The organism is Brevundimonas sp. (genome assembly GCF_046295075.1).
Lineage (GTDB): Bacteria > Pseudomonadota > Alphaproteobacteria > Caulobacterales > Caulobacteraceae > Brevundimonas.
Window position 1 is genome coordinate 66,282 of sequence record NZ_JBKBOC010000005.1, and the last position, 22,889, is coordinate 89,170.

A 22,889-nucleotide genomic window follows, 5' to 3' on the forward strand; every position below is an offset into this window, starting at 1 on the left:
CGCCCGATGAATTCGACGTCGGCGTGTGGGTCTTGGCCCATTTCGACCAGGGCGACCCATACCGCCATGATCACGAACATCCCGGCCATCCCCAGAACGAAGGCCAGCCAACCGGACGTCTTGCCCTGCCGTTTGCGGTCTGACGCCGCCTTCCTCGTGTCCGTGTTTCGCTGCATCGCACCTAGGAACCTGCCGTCGCCCTGCCGGTTCCGAGGTTTCATTGTGGCGTCCGCCCTGACATTGCCGCGCGGTCTCCTTATGCTCCGGTTTCGAATCTGACTGACGGATGTTTCTGCGCCTGTGACCGATCTCCCCGCCCCCCGCATTTCCGACCTGGCGCGAGCCCGCGCGCCCGAGGGTGAGGCGTCGCGCGACTACCTGGCGGGCCTGAACCCCGAACAGCGTGAAGCGGTGGAGACGACCGAAGGGCCGGTTCTGGTCCTCGCCGGCGCCGGCACCGGCAAGACGCGGGTGCTGACCACGCGACTGGCGCACATCCTGGCGACCGGCCGGGCCAAGCCGTGGGAAATGCTGACCGTCACATTCACCAACAAGGCCGCGCGCGAGATGCGCGAGCGGATCACCCACCTGATCGGTCCGTCGGCCGAGGGCCTGCGCTGGTTGGGCACCTTCCACTCGGTCGCCGCCCAGATCCTGCGCCGTCACGCCGAACTGGTGGGCCTGAAATCCAGCTTCACCATCCTGGACACGGACGACCAGGAACGGGTGCTGAAACAGCTGCTGGAAGCCGCCAATATCGACACCAAGCGCTGGACACCCAAGTCGCTCAGCGGCCTGATCGACCACTGGAAGAACCGCGGCTGGACGCCAGAGAAACTGCCGCCCGGCGAGGATTTCGCCAACGGCAAGGGCCAGGGCTTGTACGCCGCCTATCAGGCGCGCCTGCGTAGCCTGAACGCCTGCGACTTCGGCGACCTGCTGCTGCACAACATCGCCATCCTGTCGCAGCACGCGGACCTGGCCGAGGAATACCGCCGCCGCTTCCGCTACATCCTGGTCGACGAATATCAGGACACCAATGTCGCCCAGTATCTGTGGCTACGGCTGCTGACAGCCTCGACCGGCAATGTCTGCTGCGTCGGCGACGACGACCAGTCGATCTATGGCTGGCGCGGGGCCGAGGTGGACAACATCCTGCGCTTCGAGCGCGACTTCCCCGGCGCCAAGATCGTCAAGCTGGAGCGGAACTATCGCTCGACCAGCCATATCCTGGGCGCGGCCTCGGGCCTGATCGCCGCCAATCGCGACCGCCTGGGCAAGACCCTGTGGACCGAAGACGACAGCGGCGACAAGGTGCGGGTGCGCGGCGTCTGGGACGGCGAGGCCGAGGCCCGGCTGATCGCCGACGAGATCGAGACCGCGCGCCGTCCCCACGCCGGCGAGCCGGGACTGAAATACAAGGACATGGCCATCCTGGTCCGCGCCTCGTTCCAGATGCGGGCGTTCGAAGAGCGGCTGGTCATGCTGGCCATCCCCTACGCCGTCATCGGCGGCCCGCGCTTCTTCGAACGGGCCGAGATCCGCGACGCCCACGCCTATATGCGGCTGATCCAGTCCGAGGACGACGACCTAGCCTTCGAACGGATCGTCAATGTGCCCAAGCGCGGCATCGGCGACACTAGCGTGCAGAAGGTTCTGCAACTCGCCCGCCAGCACGGCCTGTCCGCCCTGACCGCCGTGCGCGGACTGATCAACACCGACGAGCTTCAGGCCCGCACCCGCACCGCCCTGTCCAACTTCGTGCGTGACGTCGACCGCTGGCGCGCCCTGTCCGAGACCACGCCCCACTGGCAGGTCATGGAGACGGTGCTGGAAGAAAGCGGCTACACCGACATGCAAAAGGCCGACCGGACCAGCGGCCAGACCCGGTTGGACAACCTGAAGGAACTGACCCAGTCGATGCAGCAGTTTGAGACGCTGCAGGCCTATCTGGAACACGTCTCCCTGGTCATGGACCTGGAGCGCGCGACCAGCGACGATCCCAATGGCGACGGGGCGGTTCAGATCATGACCTTGCACGGCGCCAAGGGGCTGGAGTTCCCACTGGTCTTCCTGCCCGGCTGGGAGGAAGGCGTCTTCCCCAGCCAGCGCAGCATCGACGAAAAGGGCGAAAAGGGCTTGGAGGAGGAACGCCGTCTGGCCTATGTCGGCGTCACCCGCGCCAAACAGGACGCGCGCATCTCGTTCGCGGCCAACCGCCTGGTCTATGGCCGCTGGACTTCGCAACTGCCCAGCCGCTTCGTCGACGAACTGCCCATCGCCCACGTCGATCCCCAGTCCGACACCGGCTACTACGGCGCCTCGGCCGGTATGAAAGAGGCCAAGAGCCGCTGGGACGACGCGCCCTCGTTCGGCAGCGGCTATTCCTCCCCCGGCTGGAAACGCGCCCAATCCTTCACCGCCGCCCAGACCCCGAACAAGATCCCGGCCCGCAAGGCCGTGATCGAGGGCGACGGCCGCCTGATCGCCACGGGCGATCCCAAGTCGAGTTCCGGCTGGAAAAAGGGCGAACGCGTCTTCCATCAGAAGTTCGGCTACGGCAACGTCCGCATCATCGAGGGCAACAAACTGCTGGTCGATTTCGAGAAGGCCGGCGAGAAGCGCGTGATCGACAGCTTCGTCGAGAAGGCCTAACTCCAACTTCAATCTCAGCAGACGGAGCCGACTATGGCTGGCCTCAAGGACAAGCGCGGCTTCATCGACAAGGAACGCATCGACCTGTCGGAACGGCAGTCGGTCGAATACTGGATGAAACGCTGGGGCGTGACACGCGACCAGATCACCGCCGCCCACCGCAAGGTCGGTCGCATGACCAAGGACATCGCGGCGGAGTTGGGCAAGAAGCGCTGAGCCTCCCCGCTGCACGAAAAACGGCCCCGGATCGCTCCGGGGCCGTTTCAGTCTCTGACTCAGATGTGGATCACCCGGCCGTAGACGTCCAGCGCCGCCTCGTGCATGGCTTCCGACATGGTCGGGTGCGGATAGACGATGCCGTGGATGTCTTCTTCCGTCGCCTCCATCGTGATGGCGGTGACATAGCCCTGGATCATCTCGGTCACTTCGTGGCCGATCATGTGGGCGCCGATCAGGGCGCCGGTCTTGGCGTCGAAGATCACCTTGACGAAGCCGTCGGTGTCGCCCGAGGCGATGGCCTTGCCGTTCACGCGGAACGGGAAGCGGCCGATCTTGACCTCGCGCTTCTCGGCGCGGGCGGCCTGTTCGGTGACGCCGACCGAGGCGACTTGCGGCTGGGCGTAGGTGCAGCCGGCGATGGGCGAATGGACGTTGGGCGTCTTGAACCCGGCGATGAACTCGGCGGCGTGGATGCCTTCATGCGACGCCTTGTGCGCCAGCCAGGGCGCGCCGGCGCAGTCGCCGATGGCGTACAGGCCCTTGACGTTGGTCTGGCAGTGGCCGTCGATCTTGACGTGGCCGCGGTCCATTTCCAGACCCAGGGCCTCCAGGCCGATGCCGTCGGTGTTGGCGGTGATGCCGACGGCCGAGATGCAAACTTCAGCCTCCAGGGTCTCGGCCTTGCCGCCGATCTCGACGGCGACCTTCACGCCCTTGGCGTCCTTGCTCACCTTCGTGACCTTAGCGCCCAGCTTGAACTTCATGCCGCGCTTCTCGAACGACTTCTGGGCGGCCTTGGAGACCTCCTCGTCCTCAACCGGCATGACGCGGTCTACGGCCTCGACCACGGTCACGTCGCAGCCCAGGGCGCGATAGAAGCTGCCGAACTCGATGCCGATGGCGCCCGAGCCGATGACGACGATCGACTTGGGCAGGAACTTCGGCGCCATGGCCTCGCGGTAGGCCCAAATCCGGTCGCCGTCGGCTTCCAGACCGATCTGCGGCAAGGCGCGGGCGCGGGCGCCGACGGCCAGCATCACCGACTTGGCCTCCAGGGTGCGCGAACCGCCCGCCTTCAGATCGACGACGACCTTGGGCGCGGTGGCGCCCTTCTCCAGCTTGGCCGAACCTTCGATCACCTCGATCTTGTTCTTCTTCATCAGGAAGCCGACGCCCTGATTCAGCTGTTTGGCGACGCCGCGCGAGCGCTGGATGATGGCGTCGAAGTCGAACGACGCGCCCGAGGTGGACAGGCCGTATTCCTTCAGATGGCTCAGGCTTTCGAATTTCTCGCCGGACTTCAGCAGCGCCTTGGTCGGGATACAGCCCCAGTTCAGGCAGATGCCGCCCAGGTTTTCGCGCTCGATGATCGCGACCTTGAGGCCCAGTTGGCTGGCGCGGATGGCCGCGACGTAACCGCCGGGGCCCGAGCCGATGACGACGAGATCGAATTCAGCAGCCATGATCAGATCAACTTCTCGATGTCGGCCTTGATGGCCTCGGGTTCTGTTTGCGGGGCGTAACGGGCGACCACCCTGCCCTCGCGGTCGGTCAGGAACTTGGTGAAGTTCCACTTGATGGATTGCGAGCCAAGGAAGCCCCGCTTCTGTTGCGTCAACCAGGCGTAGAGCGGATGCCGGTTCGGTCCATTGACCTCCACCTTGTCGAACAGGGGGAAGGTCACGTCGAAACTGGTGGCGCAGAAGGCGGCGATCTCCGCCGCCCTGCCCGGCTCCTGCTCGCCGAACTGGTTGCAGGGAAAGCCCAGCACCTCGAACGGCTGGTCGGCGAACGTTCGGTGCAGCTTTTCCAGCCCATCATATTGGCCGGTGAAACCGCACTTGGACGCCGTATTGACGATCAGCAGCGCCTGACCGCGAAAACGGTCCAGCGAAACCTCCGTGCCGTCGATGGCGCGGGCGGAGAAGTCATAGACCGAGGTCATGACCTCACCCTCCCCTTACGCCAGCATCGCGACGGGATCTTCGATCAGCGGCTTGAACGCCTGCAAGAAGCGGGCGCCGGTTGCGCCGTCCACCACGCGGTGATCGCAGGTCAGAGTCACGGTCATCACGGTGGCCGCAACGACCTGGCCGTTCTTGACGACCGCGCGCTGCTCGCCCGCGCCCACGCTCATGATACAGCCCTGGGGCTCGTTGATGATCGAGGTGAACTGTTTGATGCCGAACATGCCCAGGTTGGACACCGAGAAGGTGCCGCCCTGGAACTCCTCCGGCTTCAGTTTGCGTTCGCGGGCGCGCTTGGCCAGATCCTTGGACTCGGTCGCAATCTGCGCCAGGCCCTTTGTCTCGGCCTTCTTGATGATCGGAGTGATCAGGCCGCCGTCGATGGCCACAGCCATTGAGACGTCGGCGTTGTGGTGCATGGCGATGCCTTCGGGCGTGTAGGAGGCGTTCGCCTCCGGCACCATCTTCAGCGCCAGGGCCGCAGCCTTGATGACGAAGTCGTTGACCGAAACCTTGATGCCCTGCGGCTCCAGCATCTTGTTCACCTTCGCGCGGACGGCCATCAGCTGGTCGATCTCGACGTCGATGAACAGGGGGAAGTGCGGGACGTTCTGTATGCTGTCGACCATGCGACGCGCCACGGCCTTCTTCATCCCGTCCAGCGGAATCAGGTCGTAGCTGCCGTCCGGTATGCCCATCTGGGCCAAGGACTGAGCCTTGCGCGGTTCGATGCCCGAGGTCGCGGCGGCGGCGGTCGCCGTCGAGGCGGCAGGTTGAGCGGCGCCCTTCGGCGCGCCCTCGACGTCACGCTTGACGATGCGGCCGTGCGGGCCGGTGCCCTTGATCGACTTCAGATCGACGCCGTTCTGGGCGGCGATGCGACGCGCCAGGGGCGACGAGAAGATGCGCTCGCCGTTTTCGGACTTCGGCGCAGCGGGCGCCGGAACGGCAGCAGCAGCAGCCTTGGGCGCCTCAGCGGTGGGAGAGGCTTCGGCCTTCGGCGCTTCCTCGGCCTTGGCGGCGGGCTTTTCCGCTGCCTTGGGCGCGGCGGTTCCGCCTTCATCCTTCAGGCGGGCGATGGGCGTATTGACCTTAACGCCTTCCGAGCCTTCGGCGACCAGGATGTCGGTGATCTCACCCTCATCCACGGCCTCGACTTCCATCGTGGCCTTGTCAGTTTCGATCTCGGCGATCACGTCGCCGGCCGAGACGACGTCTCCGACCTTGACGTGCCACTTGGCCAGAACGCCCTCCTCCATGGTCGGAGACAGGGCGGGCATCAGGATATCGGTCATCAGGCGTTCCCCCCGGTATTGGTGGTCGGCTCCGCGACGGTTCGGACGTTCGCCGCCTTCACCACTTCGCTGACGCCTTCGAGGATGCGGTTGTAGGCCGCAGTTTCATCATGGTTGTGACGAACGGCATAGCCGTGCGCCATATGACGCGCGGCATAGGCCAGCATGTGGCCGAACTGGATCGGGTCGTTGAAGGCAGGCTTCACCGACATCACCGGTTCGTTCTTCGACCACCACATACGCAGGACTTCGATCGCGTCGGGATCAGCAGCAACGCTCTCGGGCGTCACCAGCATGAATTCCGAACCTTCGGTCATGCCATCACCTGCTTCACGGCCGCGATGATCTTGTCCACGCCCGGCAGCGACAGCACTTCCAGGTTGGCGGCGTAGGGCAGCGGCACGTCTTCCTGGTGCACCCGCAACGGTGGGGCGTCCAGATAGTCGAAGGCGTGTTCGATGACGCGGGCCACGACCTCGGCGCCGACGCCCATCGGACCCCAACCCTCTTCGGCCGAGATCAGACGGCTGGTCTTCTTGACGCTCTCGACGATGGTGTCGGTGTCCAGCGGACGCAGGGTGCGCAGGTCGACGACCTCGCACTCGATGCCCTCTTCAGCCAGCTTCTCGGCGGCCTGAAGGGCGAAGCCGACCATGCGGCTGTGGGCCGTGATGGTGACGTCCTTGCCTTCGCGACGGACCTTGGCCTTGCCGATGGGCAAGACATAATCCTCGACGTCCGGCACGTCGAACTCCAGGCCGTACATCATCTCGTGTTCGAGGAAGACGACGGGGTTCGGGTCGCGGATCGCAGCTTTCAGCAGGCCCTTGGCATCGGCTGCATCATAGGGCGCAATGACCTTCAGACCCGGAACCTGGGCATACCAGGCCGAATAGTCCTGGCTGTGCTGGGCGCCGACGCGCGAGGCGGCGCCATTCGGGCCGCGGAACACGATAGGCGCGCGGATCTGACCGCCCGACATATACAGCGTCTTGGCGGCCGAGTTGATGATGTGGTCGATCGCCTGCATGGCGAAGTTGAACGTCATGAACTCGACGATCGGCTTCAGGCCCGACATGGCGGCGCCGACACCCAGGCCGGCGAAGCCGTGCTCGGTGATCGGGGTGTCGACGACGCGCTGGTCGCCGAACTCCTGCAGCAGGTCGCGGCTGACCTTGTAGGCGCCCTGGTACTGGGCGACTTCCTCGCCGATCAGGAAGACGCGATCGTCACGACGCATCTCTTCGGCCATGGCGTCGCGCAGGGCGTCGCGCACCGTCGTCTTGACCAGTTTGGCGTCGGCCGGGATTTCCGGGTCGCGCAGCTCGACCTTGGGGGTCGAGGTCTGGGCCGGAGCCTTTTCGGGATCGCCCGTCTTGCCTTCGGCCGTCGCCTTGGGCGCATCGGCCTCGGCCTTGGTCGATTCAGCCTTGGGCGCCGGCGCGGCTGCGCCGTCTTCGCCAGCCAGACGCGCGATGGGCGTATTGACCTTCACGTTCTCCGAACCTTCGGCGACCAGGATTTCCAGCACTTCGCCTTCATCCACGGCCTCGACTTCCATCGTGGCCTTATCGGTCTCGATCTCGGCGATCACCTGGCCGGCCGACACCGTGTCGCCTGCCTTGATGTGCCATTTGGTCAGCGTGCCCTCTTCCATCGTGGGGGACAGCGCCGGCATCAGAATGTCGGTCACGGATCAGGCCTCCACGTAGACGTCGGTGTAGAGCTCGGACGGATCGGGTTCCGGGCTCTCTTGGGCGAATTGAACAGCTTCGGCGACGATCGCCTTAATTTCGGTATCGATGGCCTTGAGCTCGTCCTCGGTCGCGTTGGCGGCCGACAGCAGCATCTTCAGGTGATCGATCGGGTCACGGGTCTTCTTGACCTCGTCCACCTCTTCCTTGGTCCGGTATTTCGCCGGGTCGGACATCGAGTGACCGCGATAGCGATAGGTCTTCACTTCCAGAATGAAGGGACCGCCGCCTTCGCGGGCGCGCTTGACTGCACGCGCCGTGGCGTCGCGCACGGCCAGCACGTCCATGCCGTCCACCTGTTCGCCCGGAATGCCGAAGCTGGCGCCGCGCTGATACAGTTCGGTCGTGGACGACGAGCGTTCGATGCTCGTGCCCATGGCGTACTGGTTGTTCTCGATGATGTAGATGGCCGGCAGCTTCCACAGCTGGGCCATGTTGAAGCTCTCGTAGACCTGACCCTGGTTCGAGGCGCCGTCGCCGAAATAGACGAAGGCCACCGAATCGTCGCCGCGATATTTGCCGGCGAAGGCCAGTCCGGTGCCCAGCGCCACCTGGGCGCCGACGATGCCGTGACCGCCGTAGAAGCCGGTCGGCACGTCGAACATGTGCATCGAACCGCCCTTGCCCTTGGACGAGCCGCCGCTGCGGCCGGTCAGCTCGGCCATGACTTCCTTGGGATCCATGCCGGCGGCCAGCATATGGCCGTGGTCACGGTAGCCGGTGATGATCTTGTCGTGACCCTGTTTGACGCTCTCCTGAACGCCGACGGCCACGGCTTCTTGGCCGATGTACAGGTGGCAGAAGCCGCCGATCAGCCCCATGCCGTAGAGCTGGCCTGCACGCTCTTCGAAGCGACGGATCAGGACCATCTCGCGATAGAAGCGAAGCAGGTCCTCCTTGGACGCCGTCGGCGTGTTGGGCAGTTTGTCAGGCGAAGTCGTCTGAGCGGATTTGGCTGGGGCTTTCGCCATCCGGTATCTCCCGGCTAGGCGTCGAGAACCGACGCCTTCTTATCGTTACGGAAAGGGGCTTTAGCAGCCTTCCTTCCCGGAACGCAAAGGGGTGGGAGCCGCCCTGTAACAATAGTTCAAGTGGCGAGGGTTTTCACCCTTGAACGGCGGGGCCTTGCACGCGGATCACATAGTCGCGGGGGTCCGAGAAGCCCAAGACGGCGCGCGCGCGCTCTTCCAGAAGATCACGGGACAGACTGTCGGTGCGCAGATAGCGAACGCGCGTCTCAAGGTCGCGACGCTGTTCGGTCAGATGCGCCAATTGGTCCTCACGCTGCCCCAGCAGGGCATCGCGGGAAGAGCCGCTCAGCAAGCCGCGCTCGCCCGTCAGCGCTTGCACCCCAAGATAGGCAAGCAACAACAACAGGGCGAAGGACAGGCGGTAAGGTTTCATCCGTTCGGGCACTTAAAACGCTCCTTCTGAGCGCGAAAACACAGTTCATGGACTGTGCTCGAAAATGCCTAACGAAATGTAGCTTGACCGTAAGATAATCGGCGGAGAACACTGATTCTCCGCCGACAATTCAGTTCTTACTTCAGCAGCATGCCGTCGCCGAAATAGACGCCCTGGTCACCCAGCATCTCTTCGATGCGCAGCAGCTGGTTGTATTTCGCCACCCGGTCCGAACGCGCCAGCGAGCCGGTCTTGATCTGCCCGCAGTTGGTGGCGACGGCCAGGTCGGCGATGGTGTAGTCCTCGGTCTCGCCCGAGCGGTGGCTCATCACGGCGGTGTAGCCTGCGCGGTGGGCCATATCGACGGCGTCCAGCGTCTCGGACAGGGTGCCGATCTGGTTGACCTTGATCAGGATCGAGTTGGCCAGGCCTTCGCCGATGCCGGCGGCCAGACGCGCCGGGTTGGTCACGAACAGGTCGTCGCCGACCAGTTGGACCCGGTCGCCCAGGCGTTCGGTCAGCAACCGCCAGCCGTCGAAGTCGTCCTCGGCCATGCCGTCCTCGATCGAGACGATCGGGAAACGCTCGCACAGATCGACCAGATAGGCGGCCATACCGTCGGAATCTACGGTCTTGCCCTCGCCCGTCATGATGTATTTGCCGTCCTTGAAGAACTCGGTCGAGGCGACATCCAGGCCCAGATGGAAGTCCTCGCCCGCCAGATAGCCGGCCGCCTGCCCCGCCTTGGTGATGAAGCTGAGCGCTTCGTCGGCCGAGGCCAGGTTCGGGGCGAAGCCGCCCTCGTCGCCGACGTTGGTGTTGTGACCGGCGTCCTTCAGCTGCTTCTTCAGGGCGTGGAAGATTTCGGCGCCCATGCGCACGGCGTCCGAGAAGGTCTCCGCGCCGGTCGGCAGGATCATGAACTCCTGAATGTCGATCGGATTGTCGGCGTGTGCGCCGCCGTTGATGATGTTCATCATCGGGGTCGGCAGGACACGGGCCGAAACGCCGCCCAGGTAGCGATAGAGCTCCTGATTGGCCGACAGTGCGCTGGCCTTGGCGACGGCCAGCGACACGCCAAGGATGGCGTTGGCGCCGAGACGCGCCTTGTTGGGCGTGCCGTCCAGATCGATCATCGCCTCGTCGATGCGGCGCTGCTGCTCGGCGTCCATGCCGGACAGGGCGTCGAAGATCTCGCCGTTGACGGCGTCGACCGCCTTCTGCACGCCCTTGCCGCCCCACATATCCTTGTCGCCGTCACGCAGTTCGACGGCTTCGTGTGCGCCGGTCGAGGCGCCCGACGGGACGGCGGCCCGGCCAAAGGAGCCGTCTTCCAGCGTGACATCGACTTCCACCGTCGGATTGCCGCGGCTGTCGAGGATCTGGCGGGCGACGATGTCGGCGATGTCGGTCATGGCTCGGCTCTTTGGCTCAAGGGGCAAGGGAGGTTCGACGGTTTAGCCGCCTCCCCGCAAAACGCCAATGCCGACATCGTCGCCTGGCGTCAGGAACAGCCCTCGACCAGTTGGATCGACGGGTCGCCGGCGTGAACCATCATCACCTTGCCGTCGCTGCCGATTTCGTAGCGCACGCCGCGCGCCGCCGGATCGGTGACATAGGACGTCGAGCCGCCACGCGACCAGACGAACAGATCTTCGGCCGGCGCATCCTGGTACTTGTGCGGCTGGGCGAAGAGGGCGCCGCCATAAGCCTGTTTGATCGCCATGGCGGCGTCGCCGACGCCAAATCCACGATCGGTCTTGGTCGCCGCACCGCGCGCCAGAGTGATTCGCGTCAGGACGCCGTTCTGGATCATGATCCGCACGTCCGCCGGCGCATTGGCCGGATGGAACTCGTCGCAGGCCTCCGGATCGGCGCCGCCGACGGCGTTCGGCTGAGAATCATCACCCCAGGCCGTCACCAGCTCGGCGCGCGTCATACCGATTCGTACGGGGCCCAGCCCTTCGGCCGTCAGGGCGTTGGGGTCTGCAGCGGGCGCTGCGGGCGTCTCCACAGCCGGCGCAGCGGTCACGGGAGCCGGAGCGGCAGGCTGTTTCTGGCGGTCACAGGCGGCGAGCGTCAGCAGCGCGCAGGCGCTGACGGCGGTGAAACGAATCATCATGCGGCGTCTCCAGAGGAAGCTTCACCGCATTGAACGCACGAAAACGGCGCGCGGGTCACCGCGCGCCGTTAAAATCGTCATCCGGCCGTAGCCGGGCGCAAGTCGAAGACTAGTCTTCTTTCGGCGTGATGACCTGGCGACCGCGATAGGTGCCGGTCTTCAGGTCGATGTGGTGCGGGCGCTTCAGCTCGCCGGTGTCCTTGTCCTCGACATAGACGTTCGAGGTCAGGGCGTCGTGGGCGCGGCGCATGTTGCGACGCGAGGGGGATACTTTCCGCTTCGGAACGGCCATGTCCGTCTCAATCTTCTAAGTCGGGCGCCGCCCAGAGCCGAAGCCTGATCAAGCGCGAAAACGATAGCGGCGGCCCTGAACCCTTCAAAGGAAGAACGGGGGACCGCCACGCGAGGCGCGGCTTATGCATGAACCCCGCGACGATTTCAAGGCGTTTAAGCAGGTGTGAGGCGACGCACGATTTTCGCCGGATTGCCGACCACCACGACATCCGACGGCACATCCCTGGTCACCACCGAACCGGCCCCGATCACCGATCGATCCCCGACGGTGACGCCGGCCAGAATGATGGCGCCGCCGCCGATCCAGACATCATCACCGATGACGATGGGCCGCGCCGTCTCCTCGCCGCGACGCGCAACGGCGTCCAGCGGATGCTCCGGCGTCAGAAGTTGCACCCCAGGCCCCGCCTGAAAGTTGTCGCCGATGCGGATTTCGGCGCAGTCCAGGAACACGCAGTTGGCGTTGGCGAAGGCCCGCGCGCCCAGGTGGATGTTGACACCGTAGTCGCAGAAGAAGCCCGGCATGATCACCGCCTTGCCGTCGGCGGCGTTCACCAGCTCATTGACCAGGGCGCCGCGCCGCTCGCGATCCGGCTCGGCGTTGATGGCGACGGTCAGGCCGACCGCGCGGGCGCGACCGTCCCGCAAGTCCTGATCGCCCGGATCATAGGGCAGGCCCGCCAGCATCTTCTCGCGTTCGGTCATGCGGTCTCCGTCAGGGCGGCGGCCACGGCCTCGCCTATGGCCAGGGAGCTGGTCAGGCCGGGGCTCTCGATGCCGAACAGCGCCATCAGGCCGTCGATGCCGTGATGCTCGCGTCCGTGCAGTTGAAAGTCCGGTTGCGGCTCGCCCGGCCCATGCAGCTTGGGCCGGATGCCGGCGTAGTCGGGCGTCAGGGCGCCGTCGGGCAGGCCGGGCCAGAAGCGGCGGATATAGGCGGCGAAGACCTCCGCCTTGGCCGGATCGACCGAATAATCCTCGGTCTCGACATAGGCCAGGTCGGGACCGAACACGGCCTGCCCACCCAAATCCTTGCGATAGTGCGTGCCCAGGGCGCCGGGGATGGGCGGCGGATAGATCAGCCGGTCGAACGGCGCCTTGCCGACCAGACGGAAATAGACCCCCTTGCCGAAATGGCCCGCCGGAATGTCGCTGGCCGGATAGCCGTCGATGGCCGCAGCCACGGCCTGAGCCGCCAGGCCGGGCGCGGTGACCAACAGGCGGCTGGTGACCTGCATCGCCCCCTCCCCGCCGACACGAACGGAAAAGCCTCCGCCCGTCAGAGGCTCAGCGCCTTCGAACGGCGCTGAAACCACGACCGAGCCGCCCGCATCCTCGATCTCCCCCTGCAGGGCCAGCATATAGCCGTGACTGTCGAACAGGCCGCTCTCGGGCGACAGGATGGCGGCGTGGGCGTTCAGCTCGGGTTCCAGCGCCCGCGCCTGGGCGCCGGTCAGATGCGCCAGTCCCTCGACCCCGTTCGCCGTCGCCTGTTCGAAGATGGCTTCGATCCGCTCGACCTTGTCTTCTTGCGTCGCCACGACCAGCTTGCCGCATTTGCGATAATCGATCTTGCGGCTGGCCAAGAAGTCATAGAGGGCGCGCCGCCCCTCGACGCAGAACCGCGCCTTCAGCGATCCGGTCGGATAATAGAGGCCGCCGTGAATGACCTCCGAATTGCGCGACGAGACGCCCTGGCCGACATGGCCTTCCTTCTCCAGCACCAGCACCGTCAGGCCTCGTTTCGACAACGCCCGACCGCAGGCCAGGCCCACAGCCCCGGCGCCCACGACGGTCGCGTCGAAATCGAAACTCATGACCTGGGGTATCTCCGCTTCGCCTCGGCCTCGAAACAGCCGATCAGCTTTTCCACCGCCCGGTCGAAGTTGGCCGACAGCATCAGGTCCAGCATCTTCGACTTGAACGCGAAGTCGATCATGAACTCCAGCCGCGCCCCGTCGGGGTGCGGAAAGAATTCCCAGCGGTTCTTCAGGTGCTTGAACGGGCCGCGCAGCAGCCCGACCTCGACCTTGGGCGCGTTCTGGTCATGCCGGACCCAGGTGGAGAACCGCTCCTTCAGGAAGGAGAAGCCGACCCCCGCCTCAGCGTCCAGCACAGTGACGCCCTCGCCCTCGGCCCGCTCGTTCCAGACGCGCATCGACGTGACCCAGGGCACGAAGTCGGGATAGGCGCGCACGTCGGCGACCAGATCGGCAAGCTGTTCGGGCGCATAGGGAAGAATGCGTGTGACGCGGTGGACGGCCATTCGGGACTTAGCGACGCAGCTGCGCCTCGCGCGCCGCCTTCAGCCGGGCGAAATCGTCGCCGGCGTGGTGCGACGAACGCGTCAGCGGTGACGAGGACACCATCAGGAAGCCCTTGGCCCGGGCGATCGCCTCATAGGCCTTGAACTCTTCCGGCGTGACGAAACGGTCGATGGCGGCATGTTTGCGCGTCGGCTGCAGATATTGGCCGATAGTGATGAAATCGACGCCGGCGGACCGCATGTCGTCCATCACCTGCATGACCTCTTCCTTGGTCTCGCCCAGGCCGACCATGATGCCGGACTTGGTGAACTGCTCGGGGTCGCGCTCCTTGACCATCTGCAGCAGGCGCAAGGAATGGAAGTAGCGAGCGCCGGGACGGATCTTCAGATACAGGCGCGGGACGGTTTCGAGGTTGTGATTGAAGACATCCGGCTTGGCGTCGATCATCACGGCGGCCGCCCCGTCCTTGCGCAGGAAGTCGGGCGTCAGGATCTCGATGGTGGTGCCCGGCGCCTGGATGCGAATTTGGCGCACCACCTCGGCGAAATGGGCCGCGCCGCCGTCCGACACGTCGTCGCGGTCGACCGAGGTGATGACGACGTGGTTCAGGCCCATCTGCTGGACCGCCAGACCGACCTTGCCGGCCTCTTCCGGGTCCAGCGGCTGGGGCAGCCCCGTCTTGACGTTGCAGAAGGCGCAGGCCCGCGTGCAGGTGTCGCCCATGATCATCAGGGTGGCGTGCTTCTGGCTCCAGCACTCGCCGATGTTGGGGCAGGCCGCTTCCTCGCAAACCGTCACCAGCCCCTTGGAGCGCACGATCTCCTTGGTCGCATTGTACTGGCCCGAACCGGGCGCCTTGACCCTGAGCCAGTCGGGCTTTTTCAGAACGACCGACTCGGGCCGGTTCTGCTTTTCGGGGTGACGCAGCTCGGAAGGCTTGCGCTGAAGGGTGTCGATCAGGGTGACCATTCCCGGTATTTCGGACTTTGAAGGCGCTAAGGCAAGGCACACCGGGTAACAGACTTGCCGCAGGCGTGATCGCACGGCGGAACTCACGCGACGTTACGCATCTTTTCAAGATGACACGGCGTCATTAATGACAGTCGCCCGAACAACAGAGAGGGCCGTCCGCGCCCTCCGTAGGAGACGCGCTTGCGCCAGGCCCTGGATCCCTCGCTTTACGACTCGTCCCTGATCGACGCCCTGATCGATGCGCGGGCGCGGTTCGGCGACAAGGAAATTCTGGAGGATCAGGATCGCCACCCCCTCACCTACACCGGCCTGATCCGCGCCGCCTTCGTGCTGGGCCGCAAGATCGCCAACATGACCGATCTGGGCGAGCGGGTCGCCATCCTGCTGCCGTCGTCGATGGGCGTCGTCGTCACCTTTTTTGGTCTGCACGCCCACGGCCGCGTGCCGGTGATGCTGAACTTCACCGCCGGCGAGGCGAATCTGAAGGCCGCGATCAAGGCGTCGGGCGTCAAGAAGGTGCTGACCGCCCGGCGCTTCATCGAACAGGCCAAGCTGGACGACCTGATCGCGGACCTGAAGACGGTGGCCGACATCGTGTGGCTGGACGACGTTCGCAAGACCATCGGCCTGGCCGACAAGCTGTATGGCCTCGCCGCCGGCGCCGCGCCCAAGCGGTTCCGCGTCAAGACCGACCCGGACGCGCCGGGCGTGGTCCTGTTCACCTCCGGCAGTTTCGGCACGCCCAAGGGCGTGGTGCTGAGCCAGAAAAATCTGGTCGCCAACGCCCGTCAGGTCGCAGCCCATATCGACCTGCTGCCGGAATGGGTGATGTTCAATCCCCTGCCGACCTTCCACTGTTTCGGCCTGACCGGGGGCGTCATCCTGCCGCTGCTGCAAGGGCTGAAGGCGTTTCAGTATCCCTCGCCGCTGCATGCCAAACAGATCACCGACCTGCTGCCCCAGGTGAACGCCTCTATCCTGTTCGCAACCGACACCTTCCTGAACCAGTACGGTCGCGTCGCCGAGCCGAACGATTTCTCGACGCTGAAGTTCGTGGTCGCCGGCGCCGAGAAGGTGCGGCCCGAAACCCGCGCCCTCTTTGACGAAAAGTTCGGTGGCGTCGTGCTGCTGGAAGGCTACGGCGCGACCGAGGCCTCGCCGGTCATCGCCGTGAACCACCCCCACCGCAACGCGCCCGGCACCGTGGGCCAGGTCCTGCCCGGCATCGACTGGACGCTGGAGCCGGTCGAGGGCATCGACGCGGGCGGCCGTCTGATGCTGCGCGGTCCTAACGTCATGAGCGGCTATGTCACCTCGGCCGAACCCCTGGCCTGGGATCCGATCGGCGACACCTGGCTGGACACCGGCGACATCGTCGATGTGGACGCTGAGGGCTATGTCACCATCCGGGGCCGCGCCAAGCGCTTCGCCAAGATCGGCGGGGAAATGGTCTCCCTGACCGCCGTGGAAGGCATCGCCGGCGCCGTCTGGCCGGATCAGCGCCACGCCGTCGTCTCCATCCCCGACAGCCGCAAGGGCGAGAAACTGGTGCTGGTCACCGATCACGCCGGGGCCGAAGTCGCGCCCCTGGCCGAATGGGCCCGCACCAACGGCGCGCCCGAGCTGATCGTGCCCAAGAAGATCGTCAAGGTCGCTGAGGTGCCGGTCCTGGGCACCGGCAAGACGGACTATGTCTCGATCCAGAAGATGGTCGAAAGCGCCTGACATAAACATCACCTCCCCGTTCGCGAAGGCGAACGGGGAGGACAGACCGCGTCAGCGGTCAGGAGGGGGCGACTCCGCCGCCAGACACGCGCTTACCAAATCATAGATAAAATCGACCACGGCCGCATGATCTCGCATCACGCTCACGGCGCTTAACCGCACCACACGAACGCCGCGCTCATGGAGCCAATCTGTCCGCTGACGATCATGCGTGATCTGCGCCGGCTCATCATGGACGGCGCCATCGACTTCGATAGCCAGCTTCGCCGCCGCGCAATAGAAGTCGAGGATGTACGGGCCGATGGGATGCTGACGGCGAAATTTAAACTTGCCGAGGCTGTTGCGACGCAGCGCTTGCCACAGCCGAAACTCCGGCGGCGTCAACGCCTTCCGAAACGCCTTTGCTCGTGTGAAACTCAAGCCGTCAGCCATGGCGCGACTAAAACACAACTCATGTTTGACGCCGAGTCGCCCCCACCTGGTGCGCAAGGCGCACCTGTCCTCCCCGTCGGCCTTCGCCGACAGGGAGGTGAAGTTCAGCCGATCCTGACGCCGGTCATCGAGATCGAGCCGCCGTCGATGCGGTCGTTGAAGAAGCTGACCGCCTCGCCCGGCTCCTGCTGGGCGGCGACATAGAGCACCGGCAGATAGTGTTCGTCGGTCGGCACGCTCAGCTGGGCGTCCTCAGCCAGGCCGACCCAGTCGATCAGGGCGTCGTGGTCGGCTTTCTCGAACGCGGTCTTCACCGCCTCGTTGAACCCGGTCGCCCAGGCATAGGGTTCGGCCCCGTCTTCGCGCTTCCAGGTCCGCAGATTGTGGACGAAGTCGCCCGAGCCCGCGATGACGATCCCCTCGTCCCGCAGCGGCCGAAGGGCCTTGGCCAGTTCGTAGTGCTGGCGCGCCGTCAGCTCGTGATTCAGCGACAGCTGCACCACCGGTACGTCGGCGTCCGGCCACACATGGCACAGCACCGACCAGGTCCCATGATCCAGCCCCCATTGCTGGGTCTGCACCGCGCCGGTCAGTTCCGCCACCCGCGCCGCCAGTTCGGGCGACCCGGGTGCGGGATATTGCATCTCGTGAAGTTCACGCGGGAAGTTACCGAAATCATGAAGGGTTTCAGGTTGCTCCTGCGCGGTGACGCCCAGCCCGCGCGTCTCCCAATGGGCGGAGATCATCACCACCCCCTTGGGCTTGCCGATGGCCTCGCCCAGCGCGCGCCACGCAGCCCCGTAGGGACCGCCAAGCGCGTTCATGGGCGAACCGTGACCGAAGAAGACGGCGGGCTGGCGCATCGGATCAGCCGTGCAGCTTCTTGGCCAGTTCGGCGATGTGCTTGCCCTGGAACCTGGCGCCGCCCAGCTCGATCTCGCTGGGCTGACGCGAACCGTCGCCGCCGGTGATGGTCGTCGCGCCATAGGGCGAACCGCCCTCGACCGAGTCCAGCGTCATCATCGCCTGATACGAATAGGGCAGCCCCACGACCGGCATCCCGTGGTGCATGAAGAAGTTGTGCAGCCCCTGGAAGGTGGTTTCCTGGCCGCCGTGCTGGGTCGCGGTGGCGGTGAAGGCGCCGCCGATCTTGCCGATCAGGGCGCCGCTGAACCACAGGCCGCCGGCCTGGTCCAGGAAGGCGCGCATCTGCGACGCGGCCGAGCCGAAGCGGGTGCCCGCGCCGATGATGATGGCGTCATAGTCTTTCAGGTCGTCGATCTTGGCGATCGGCGCCTTCTGATCCAGCTTGTAGTGCGAGGCCTTGGCCAGGTCTTCCGGCACGGTTTCCGGCACGCGCTTGATGTCCACCACCGCGCCTTCGACCTCGCGCGCGCCCTCGGCGACGGCTTCGGCCATGGTTTCGAGGTGGCCATAGGTCGAGTGATAGAGGACGAGGATCTTGGGCATTTGGGAGGCTCCGTTGAATGACCGGCCGTCATTCGCAACAACGACCGTTGCTAACTTGGCGTGTCCCTTCGGCCCATGCAAGCCCCCGGCAGGGTTTCAACGCACGAAAGGACAGACCGCGTCATAGAAGGCCTCGCTGCCCGGCGCCCTGCCCCCACGCATCCGATGGAAGCGATGTTCCATCACCATCGCCTGCTGCTCGATGTTCAGCGAATCCCAACGGCAGTTCGGATCGGCCGAATAGGCATAGGCGGCCGCATCGTCTCCCGCCTTCAGTTTGGCGAACAACAGGTTCACCCCCTGCTGCGCCTGCCAGACATGGGTCAGCTCATGCACGAGCACGCCCTGAAGATGCAGCGAGGCCGAGGCGAAGTCCCCGGACATCGCCCTGTGCGGCCAGACGATCCAGTCGCGCCCGAACCAGCGCCCGGCGACAAAGGCGCGCCGGAACGGCCAGCCGATCAGACGCACGGTCTCCAGGCGCAAGGCCGCCCCGAAGGCCTCGCGCCCCAGGGCCGCCTCACCCGCGGTCAGGGCGCGAACGAAGGATCCCACGGCCGTACGTACTCCCAATGCCAAGGCTCATAGACGTAGGGCGTAAACCCGAACCGTCCAGCGTTCGCCACCAGCCAACTATAGGTCGCAGTCCGCGCCATATGTTCGCGGCTGGCCGGCGAGGTGGAATCTACGCCCTGCCCCGGCGCTTGGCCGACATAGAGATCGACCGCCGTCCCGGTCCTGTGCGGCGAACAGACGGCGCGGCGCAGTCCGTCGCAGTTGCCCTGCCGGGCGCAGCGGGCAGCGTCCGCTTCTGGGTCGCGAAAGCCGGAGAATATCTGCAACAGCTCGGGATTGGACGCCACCTCGGGAACCTCGGCGCGGGCGGCGGCGACCAGCCGGCGATAGGCGTCCAGCACGTCGCGGCGCAACAGGCGCGTCAGACGGTCGGCATGTTCCTCGGAAGCGACCAGATAGCCCAGTTGGTTGATCGGCGGCGGCTCGGGACAGGCGCCGCCGACCCGCGCCATCACGAATGGCCGTCGCTCCTGCCATAGCCCCCTGAACACCTGAAACGTCGCGGCGTCGAACAGGCCTGTGGGCGCCAGGCCGTGGGTCTGCTGGAACCCCGCCAGTTGCGACGCGAAGATCGGCGTACCGGGGCCGCAGGGCGTATGCAGCTCGTGCTGGATCAGCGGCAGATAGGCCTGCCACCCCCACTCCGCCGCCCCGAACGGCGCCCACTCCATCCCATAGGCCGAGGCCGCATTCGCCAGTCCCTGCGCCTGCCAACCGTCGGCATTGGTGTGGCAGGGGCCGGCCGCACACGCGCCGCCGGCGAAGACCAACGCAAAGCAAAGGGACAGGAACGCAAGAAGGCTTCGCCACATGGCGCACAGGAAGCCTCAAGCCGGTCGATCTCACAAGTGCATGCTTCGCCGATCGCTGGCATGGTGACGCGCGGCCGACTCGCGCCGCGCCTTTCGGACCGACGCATGTCCACCGCCGCGCCGACCGCGCCCCGCCGCTCCAATGCGGTGCTCGCCGCCTTTTCAGGCCCATGCCTGCCGCTGGCGGCTTTCGGCGTGGCCCTGCCCGTCACCCTGCCCGAGTTTTACGCCACCCATGTGGGTCTGGAGCTGGGCGTCGTCGCCGCCGTCTTCATGGCGGTGCGCCTGATCGACATCGTCTTCGACCCCTTCATCGGCTGGGGCATGGACAAGACCAGGACGCGCCTTGGCCGCTATCGACCCTGGATGGCGCTCTCGACGCCGATCCTGATGCTCTCGGCCTTCATGATGTTCGTGGTGGTCCAGCCGGGCGCCGGACCGGCCTATCTGTTCGGCTGGCTGCTGGTCCTCTACCTCGGATTCTCGATCGGCACCCTGGGTCAGCTCGGCTGGGCCGCCGTCCTAGCGCCCCAGTATGACCAGCGCAGCCGTGTCTATGGCTGGTGGCAGGTGTTCAACATCATCGGGGTGATCCTGATCCTGATCCTGCCGACGGTGGTGGTCCAGACCGGCATCGGAACCTATGCCGACGGCGTGCGGATCATGGGTTGGGCCATCCTGATCGCCCTGCCCCTGACCATAGGCCTGGCCATGGTCGCTGTGCCCGAGCCGGTCAATGCGGGCGACCAGCCCCACGGCGGCGCCGGCGCCTATCTGGCCCTGTTGAAGATGCCGACGGTCAGGAAGCTGCTGATCGCAGACCTGCTGCTGGGCGTCGCGCCCGGCATCACCGGCTCGCTGCTGTTCTTCTTCTTCGGCCAGATCAAGGGCTACGACCACAGCCAGGCGGGCCTGTTCATGCTGTTCTATTTCGTTGCGGGTCTTTGCGGCGCGCCGATCTGGGCCTGGCTGGCCACACGCATCGGCAAGGACAAGGCGCTGGCGGTCGCCAGCCTGATCTTCGCCGGCCTCTATATCGCCGCCACCCTGGTCCCCGGCGGCAACTTCGCGCTGACGGCGGGCGCCATGTTCATAGCCGGCCTGCCCTATGCCGCCGGCCTGTTCCTGTTGCGGGCTATGATGGCCGATGCGGGCGACCAGGTGCGTCTGGAGACCGGCGTGGACCGCACCGGCCTGATGTTCTCGGTCCTGTCGGCGACGACCAAGATCGGCCATGTCGTCGCCCTGATCCCCTACCTCATCCTGCAATGGGTAGGCTTCAAGGCGATCCCGGAAGCAGGCGGCAACAGCGAGTTCTCCCTGCTGACGCTCCAGGTCCTGTTCATCCTGGTCCCCGGCCTGCTGCTGGCCGCCGCCGCATGGGTGCTGAAGGGCTATCCCCTGACGCCGAAACGTCACGACGAGATCCGTCTCGCGCTGGAAGCCCGCGACGGAGCCCGCACTTGAGACCCATCGACCGTCTGCTCGGCGTCATGGAGCGATTGCGCGACCCGGACGGCGGCTGCCCCTGGGATGTGGAGCAGACCTTCGCCACCATCGCCCCCTATACGATTGAAGAAGCCTACGAGGTCGCCGACGCCATCGAGCGCAACGACCTGAACGAGCTGAAGGGCGAGCTGGGCGACCTGTTGTTCCAGGTCGTCTTCCACGCCCGCATGGCCGAGGAACAGGGACTGTTCGCCTTCGACGACGTGGTCACGGCCATCGCCGACAAGCTGGAGCGCCGCCACCCCCACGTCTTTGGCGACGAGGCCCAACGCTCTTCACAAGAACAGACCGTCGCCTGGGAAGCCATCAAGGCCGCCGAGCGCAAGGACCGCAAAAAGCCCGGCGTCCTCGACGACGTCCCCGTCGGCCTGCCCGCCCTGACCCGCGCCGCCAAACTGACCAGGCGCGCCGGTCGCGTCGGCTTCGACTGGCCCTCGACCGACGAGGTGTTCGACAAGCTGGCCGAAGAGGTGGCGGAACTGCGCGTCGAGATCGCCGCCGGCGACATGGCCAAGGCGCGCGAGGAACTGGGCGACCTGCTGTTCGTCGTCGCCAACCTGGCCCGCAAGCTGGACGTCGAGCCCGAAGATGCGCTGCGCGCCACCAACGCCAAGTTCGTGCGCCGCTTCGGCTTCATCGAGGCCGAACTCGCCAAGTCCGGCCGCACCCCCGACCAATCGACGCTGGAGGAGATGGACCGCCTCTGGGACGCCGCAAAGGTCACCGAGAAGGCCGCTCCCGCGAACTGAGCCGCCCATGACCCACGACCTGATCATCTTCGACTACGACGGCGTCGTGGCCGACAGCGAGGTGCTGAACAGCACCGTCATGGCCGAACAACTGACCGCCATCGGCCTGCCCACCAGCCTGGACGACGTCCTGGCCGCCTATACGGGCAAGCGCTGGCGCGACAACCGGCCGGCGGTCGAGGCCGCGTTGGGCCGCGCCTGCCCCGACGACTTTCACACCACCTGGTTCGCGACCTGTCGCCAACGCGCACCGAACCAGCTTCAGCCCGTGCCGGGGATGCTCGACTTCGTCGGCGCCCGCCCCGAGGCCCGTTGCATCGCCTCGTCCAGCGGCCCCGACTGGATCGGCGTCGGCCTGGACCTGTTCGGCCTGACCGATCATTTCGACGGCGCCGTCTTCACCGGCCTGGTGGTCGAGCGCGGCAAGCCCCACCCCGACATCTTCCTGCACGCCGCTGAAAACATGGGCGTAGACCCGGCTCGCGTCCTGGTGATCGAGGACAGCGAGGCGGGCGTCACCGCTGGCGTCGCGGCGGGCATGACCGTCGTCGGCCTGACCGCCGGCGGCCATATCCGCGAAGGACATGCCGAGCGCCTGGTCGCGCGCGGCGCGCACCACATCGCCGACAGCTACGCGGCGGTCGCAGCCTTCATGGACCGCTGACGC

At 65.8% G+C, this 22,889-nt stretch carries 25 protein-coding genes; 6 read left to right on the forward strand and 19 right to left on the reverse strand.

What is annotated here, in order from left to right; translation table 11 throughout:
• Positions 1 to 300: 300 nt before the first annotated feature.
• Positions 301 to 2,655 carry an ATP-dependent helicase gene (locus tag ACK4MH_RS06035; RefSeq protein WP_409716136.1) on the forward strand — a complete coding sequence of 785 codons (2,355 nt, stop codon included), beginning with the start codon at positions 301 to 303 and terminating at the stop codon, positions 2,653 to 2,655.
• 33 nt (positions 2,656 to 2,688) lie between these two features.
• Positions 2,689 to 2,871: a DUF3606 domain-containing protein gene (locus ACK4MH_RS06040; RefSeq protein WP_409716138.1), complete on the forward strand. Its 183-nt coding sequence runs from the start codon at positions 2,689 to 2,691 to the stop codon at positions 2,869 to 2,871.
• A 59-nt stretch (positions 2,872 to 2,930) separates the two neighbouring features.
• Here the strand turns inward: ACK4MH_RS06040 and lpdA are convergent, their stop codons facing one another.
• From lpdA to lipA, 14 genes are all read right to left on the reverse strand, one after another.
• Positions 2,931 to 4,337, reverse strand: coding sequence for a dihydrolipoyl dehydrogenase (gene lpdA / locus ACK4MH_RS06045; RefSeq protein WP_409716141.1), 1,407 nt, complete (start codon positions 4,335 to 4,337; stop codon positions 2,931 to 2,933).
• Positions 4,338 to 4,339: 2 nt separating this feature from the next.
• Positions 4,340 to 4,819: a glutathione peroxidase gene (locus ACK4MH_RS06050; protein ID WP_409716144.1), complete on the reverse strand. Its 480-nt coding sequence runs from the start codon at positions 4,817 to 4,819 to the stop codon at positions 4,340 to 4,342.
• A 15-nt stretch (positions 4,820 to 4,834) separates the two neighbouring features.
• A complete protein-coding gene (locus ACK4MH_RS06055) occupies positions 4,835 to 6,136 on the reverse strand; it encodes a pyruvate dehydrogenase complex dihydrolipoamide acetyltransferase (protein ID WP_409716147.1) in 1,302 nt (433 codons plus the stop codon).
• Entirely contained in the window at positions 6,136 to 6,453 is a 318-nt protein-coding gene (locus ACK4MH_RS06060; protein WP_409716150.1) for a DUF5076 domain-containing protein, read from the reverse strand. The genes ACK4MH_RS06055 and ACK4MH_RS06060 overlap by 1 nt, the downstream gene beginning before the upstream one ends.
• Complete coding sequence (locus ACK4MH_RS06065) at positions 6,450 to 7,829, reverse strand: pyruvate dehydrogenase complex E1 component subunit beta (protein WP_409716153.1); 1,380 nt, start codon at positions 7,827 to 7,829, stop codon at positions 6,450 to 6,452. Before ACK4MH_RS06065 ends, ACK4MH_RS06060 begins: the two co-directional genes overlap by 4 nt.
• A 3-nt stretch (positions 7,830 to 7,832) precedes the next feature.
• Complete coding sequence (gene pdhA / locus ACK4MH_RS06070; protein WP_135195511.1) at positions 7,833 to 8,861, reverse strand: pyruvate dehydrogenase (acetyl-transferring) E1 component subunit alpha; 1,029 nt, start codon at positions 8,859 to 8,861, stop codon at positions 7,833 to 7,835.
• 133 nt (positions 8,862 to 8,994) lie between these two features.
• On the reverse strand, positions 8,995 to 9,294 hold the full coding sequence (locus tag ACK4MH_RS06075; protein WP_409716355.1) for an FtsB family cell division protein: 300 nt from the start codon (positions 9,292 to 9,294) through the stop codon (positions 8,995 to 8,997).
• Between the two features lie 137 nt (positions 9,295 to 9,431).
• The gene (gene eno / locus ACK4MH_RS06080; RefSeq protein ID WP_409716158.1) at positions 9,432 to 10,709 is read right to left on the reverse strand and encodes a phosphopyruvate hydratase; all 1,278 of its coding nucleotides are present in this window, start codon (positions 10,707 to 10,709) and stop codon (positions 9,432 to 9,434) included.
• 89 nt (positions 10,710 to 10,798) lie between these two features.
• Positions 10,799 to 11,416: a hypothetical protein gene (locus tag ACK4MH_RS06085; RefSeq protein WP_409716160.1), complete on the reverse strand. Its 618-nt coding sequence runs from the start codon at positions 11,414 to 11,416 to the stop codon at positions 10,799 to 10,801.
• Between the two features lie 109 nt (positions 11,417 to 11,525).
• Positions 11,526 to 11,708 (reverse strand): 50S ribosomal protein L32, encoded by a 183-nt coding sequence (rpmF, locus tag ACK4MH_RS06090; protein ID WP_026108365.1) that lies wholly within the window; start codon positions 11,706 to 11,708, stop codon positions 11,526 to 11,528.
• 155 nt (positions 11,709 to 11,863) lie between these two features.
• The gene (locus ACK4MH_RS06095; protein WP_409716164.1) at positions 11,864 to 12,415 is read right to left on the reverse strand and encodes a sugar O-acetyltransferase; all 552 of its coding nucleotides are present in this window, start codon (positions 12,413 to 12,415) and stop codon (positions 11,864 to 11,866) included.
• Complete coding sequence (locus tag ACK4MH_RS06100; protein WP_409716167.1) at positions 12,412 to 13,527, reverse strand: NAD(P)/FAD-dependent oxidoreductase; 1,116 nt, start codon at positions 13,525 to 13,527, stop codon at positions 12,412 to 12,414. Before ACK4MH_RS06100 ends, ACK4MH_RS06095 begins: the two co-directional genes overlap by 4 nt.
• Positions 13,524 to 13,976 (reverse strand): type II toxin-antitoxin system RatA family toxin, encoded by a 453-nt coding sequence (locus ACK4MH_RS06105; RefSeq protein WP_409716170.1) that lies wholly within the window; start codon positions 13,974 to 13,976, stop codon positions 13,524 to 13,526. The genes ACK4MH_RS06100 and ACK4MH_RS06105 overlap by 4 nt, the downstream gene beginning before the upstream one ends.
• A 7-nt stretch (positions 13,977 to 13,983) precedes the next feature.
• The gene (gene lipA, locus ACK4MH_RS06110; RefSeq protein ID WP_346496864.1) at positions 13,984 to 14,946 is read right to left on the reverse strand and encodes a lipoyl synthase; all 963 of its coding nucleotides are present in this window, start codon (positions 14,944 to 14,946) and stop codon (positions 13,984 to 13,986) included.
• Between the two features lie 183 nt (positions 14,947 to 15,129).
• On the opposite strand from lipA, the gene ACK4MH_RS06115 reads away from it, so the two are divergent.
• Complete coding sequence (locus tag ACK4MH_RS06115) at positions 15,130 to 16,674, forward strand: AMP-binding protein (RefSeq protein WP_409716175.1); 1,545 nt, start codon at positions 15,130 to 15,132, stop codon at positions 16,672 to 16,674.
• A 51-nt stretch (positions 16,675 to 16,725) separates the two neighbouring features.
• Here the strand turns inward: ACK4MH_RS06115 and ACK4MH_RS06120 are convergent, their stop codons facing one another.
• The 5 genes from ACK4MH_RS06120 to ACK4MH_RS06140 form a co-directional block, all read right to left on the reverse strand.
• Positions 16,726 to 17,106, reverse strand: coding sequence for an endonuclease domain-containing protein (locus tag ACK4MH_RS06120; protein ID WP_409716178.1), 381 nt, complete (start codon positions 17,104 to 17,106; stop codon positions 16,726 to 16,728).
• A gap of 104 nt (positions 17,107 to 17,210) precedes the next feature.
• Positions 17,211 to 17,969, reverse strand: a complete 759-nt coding sequence (gene ygiD / locus ACK4MH_RS06125; protein ID WP_409716181.1) for a 4,5-DOPA dioxygenase extradiol — start codon at positions 17,967 to 17,969, stop codon at positions 17,211 to 17,213.
• Positions 17,970 to 17,973: 4 nt separating this feature from the next.
• Positions 17,974 to 18,576: an NAD(P)H:quinone oxidoreductase gene (gene wrbA / locus ACK4MH_RS06130; protein ID WP_409716184.1), complete on the reverse strand. Its 603-nt coding sequence runs from the start codon at positions 18,574 to 18,576 to the stop codon at positions 17,974 to 17,976.
• Between the two features lie 96 nt (positions 18,577 to 18,672).
• Positions 18,673 to 19,131, reverse strand: a complete 459-nt coding sequence (locus tag ACK4MH_RS06135; protein ID WP_409716187.1) for a hypothetical protein — start codon at positions 19,129 to 19,131, stop codon at positions 18,673 to 18,675.
• Entirely contained in the window at positions 19,107 to 19,964 is an 858-nt protein-coding gene (locus ACK4MH_RS06140) for a D-alanyl-D-alanine carboxypeptidase family protein (RefSeq protein ID WP_409716190.1), read from the reverse strand. Before ACK4MH_RS06140 ends, ACK4MH_RS06135 begins: the two co-directional genes overlap by 25 nt.
• A gap of 105 nt (positions 19,965 to 20,069) precedes the next feature.
• On the opposite strand from ACK4MH_RS06140, the gene ACK4MH_RS06145 reads away from it, so the two are divergent.
• Genes ACK4MH_RS06145 through ACK4MH_RS06155 form a run of 3 tightly spaced genes read left to right on the forward strand, consistent with a single transcriptional unit; the run spans position 20,070 to position 22,886 of the window.
• Positions 20,070 to 21,431 carry an MFS transporter gene (locus ACK4MH_RS06145; RefSeq protein WP_409716194.1) on the forward strand — a complete coding sequence of 454 codons (1,362 nt, stop codon included), beginning with the start codon at positions 20,070 to 20,072 and terminating at the stop codon, positions 21,429 to 21,431.
• Positions 21,428 to 22,222, forward strand: coding sequence for a nucleoside triphosphate pyrophosphohydrolase (mazG, locus tag ACK4MH_RS06150; RefSeq protein ID WP_409716197.1), 795 nt, complete (start codon positions 21,428 to 21,430; stop codon positions 22,220 to 22,222). Before ACK4MH_RS06145 ends, mazG begins: the two co-directional genes overlap by 4 nt.
• A 7-nt stretch (positions 22,223 to 22,229) precedes the next feature.
• Entirely contained in the window at positions 22,230 to 22,886 is a 657-nt protein-coding gene (locus ACK4MH_RS06155) for an HAD family hydrolase (protein ID WP_409716200.1), read from the forward strand.
• The last annotated feature ends 3 nt before the right edge of the window (positions 22,887 to 22,889 follow it).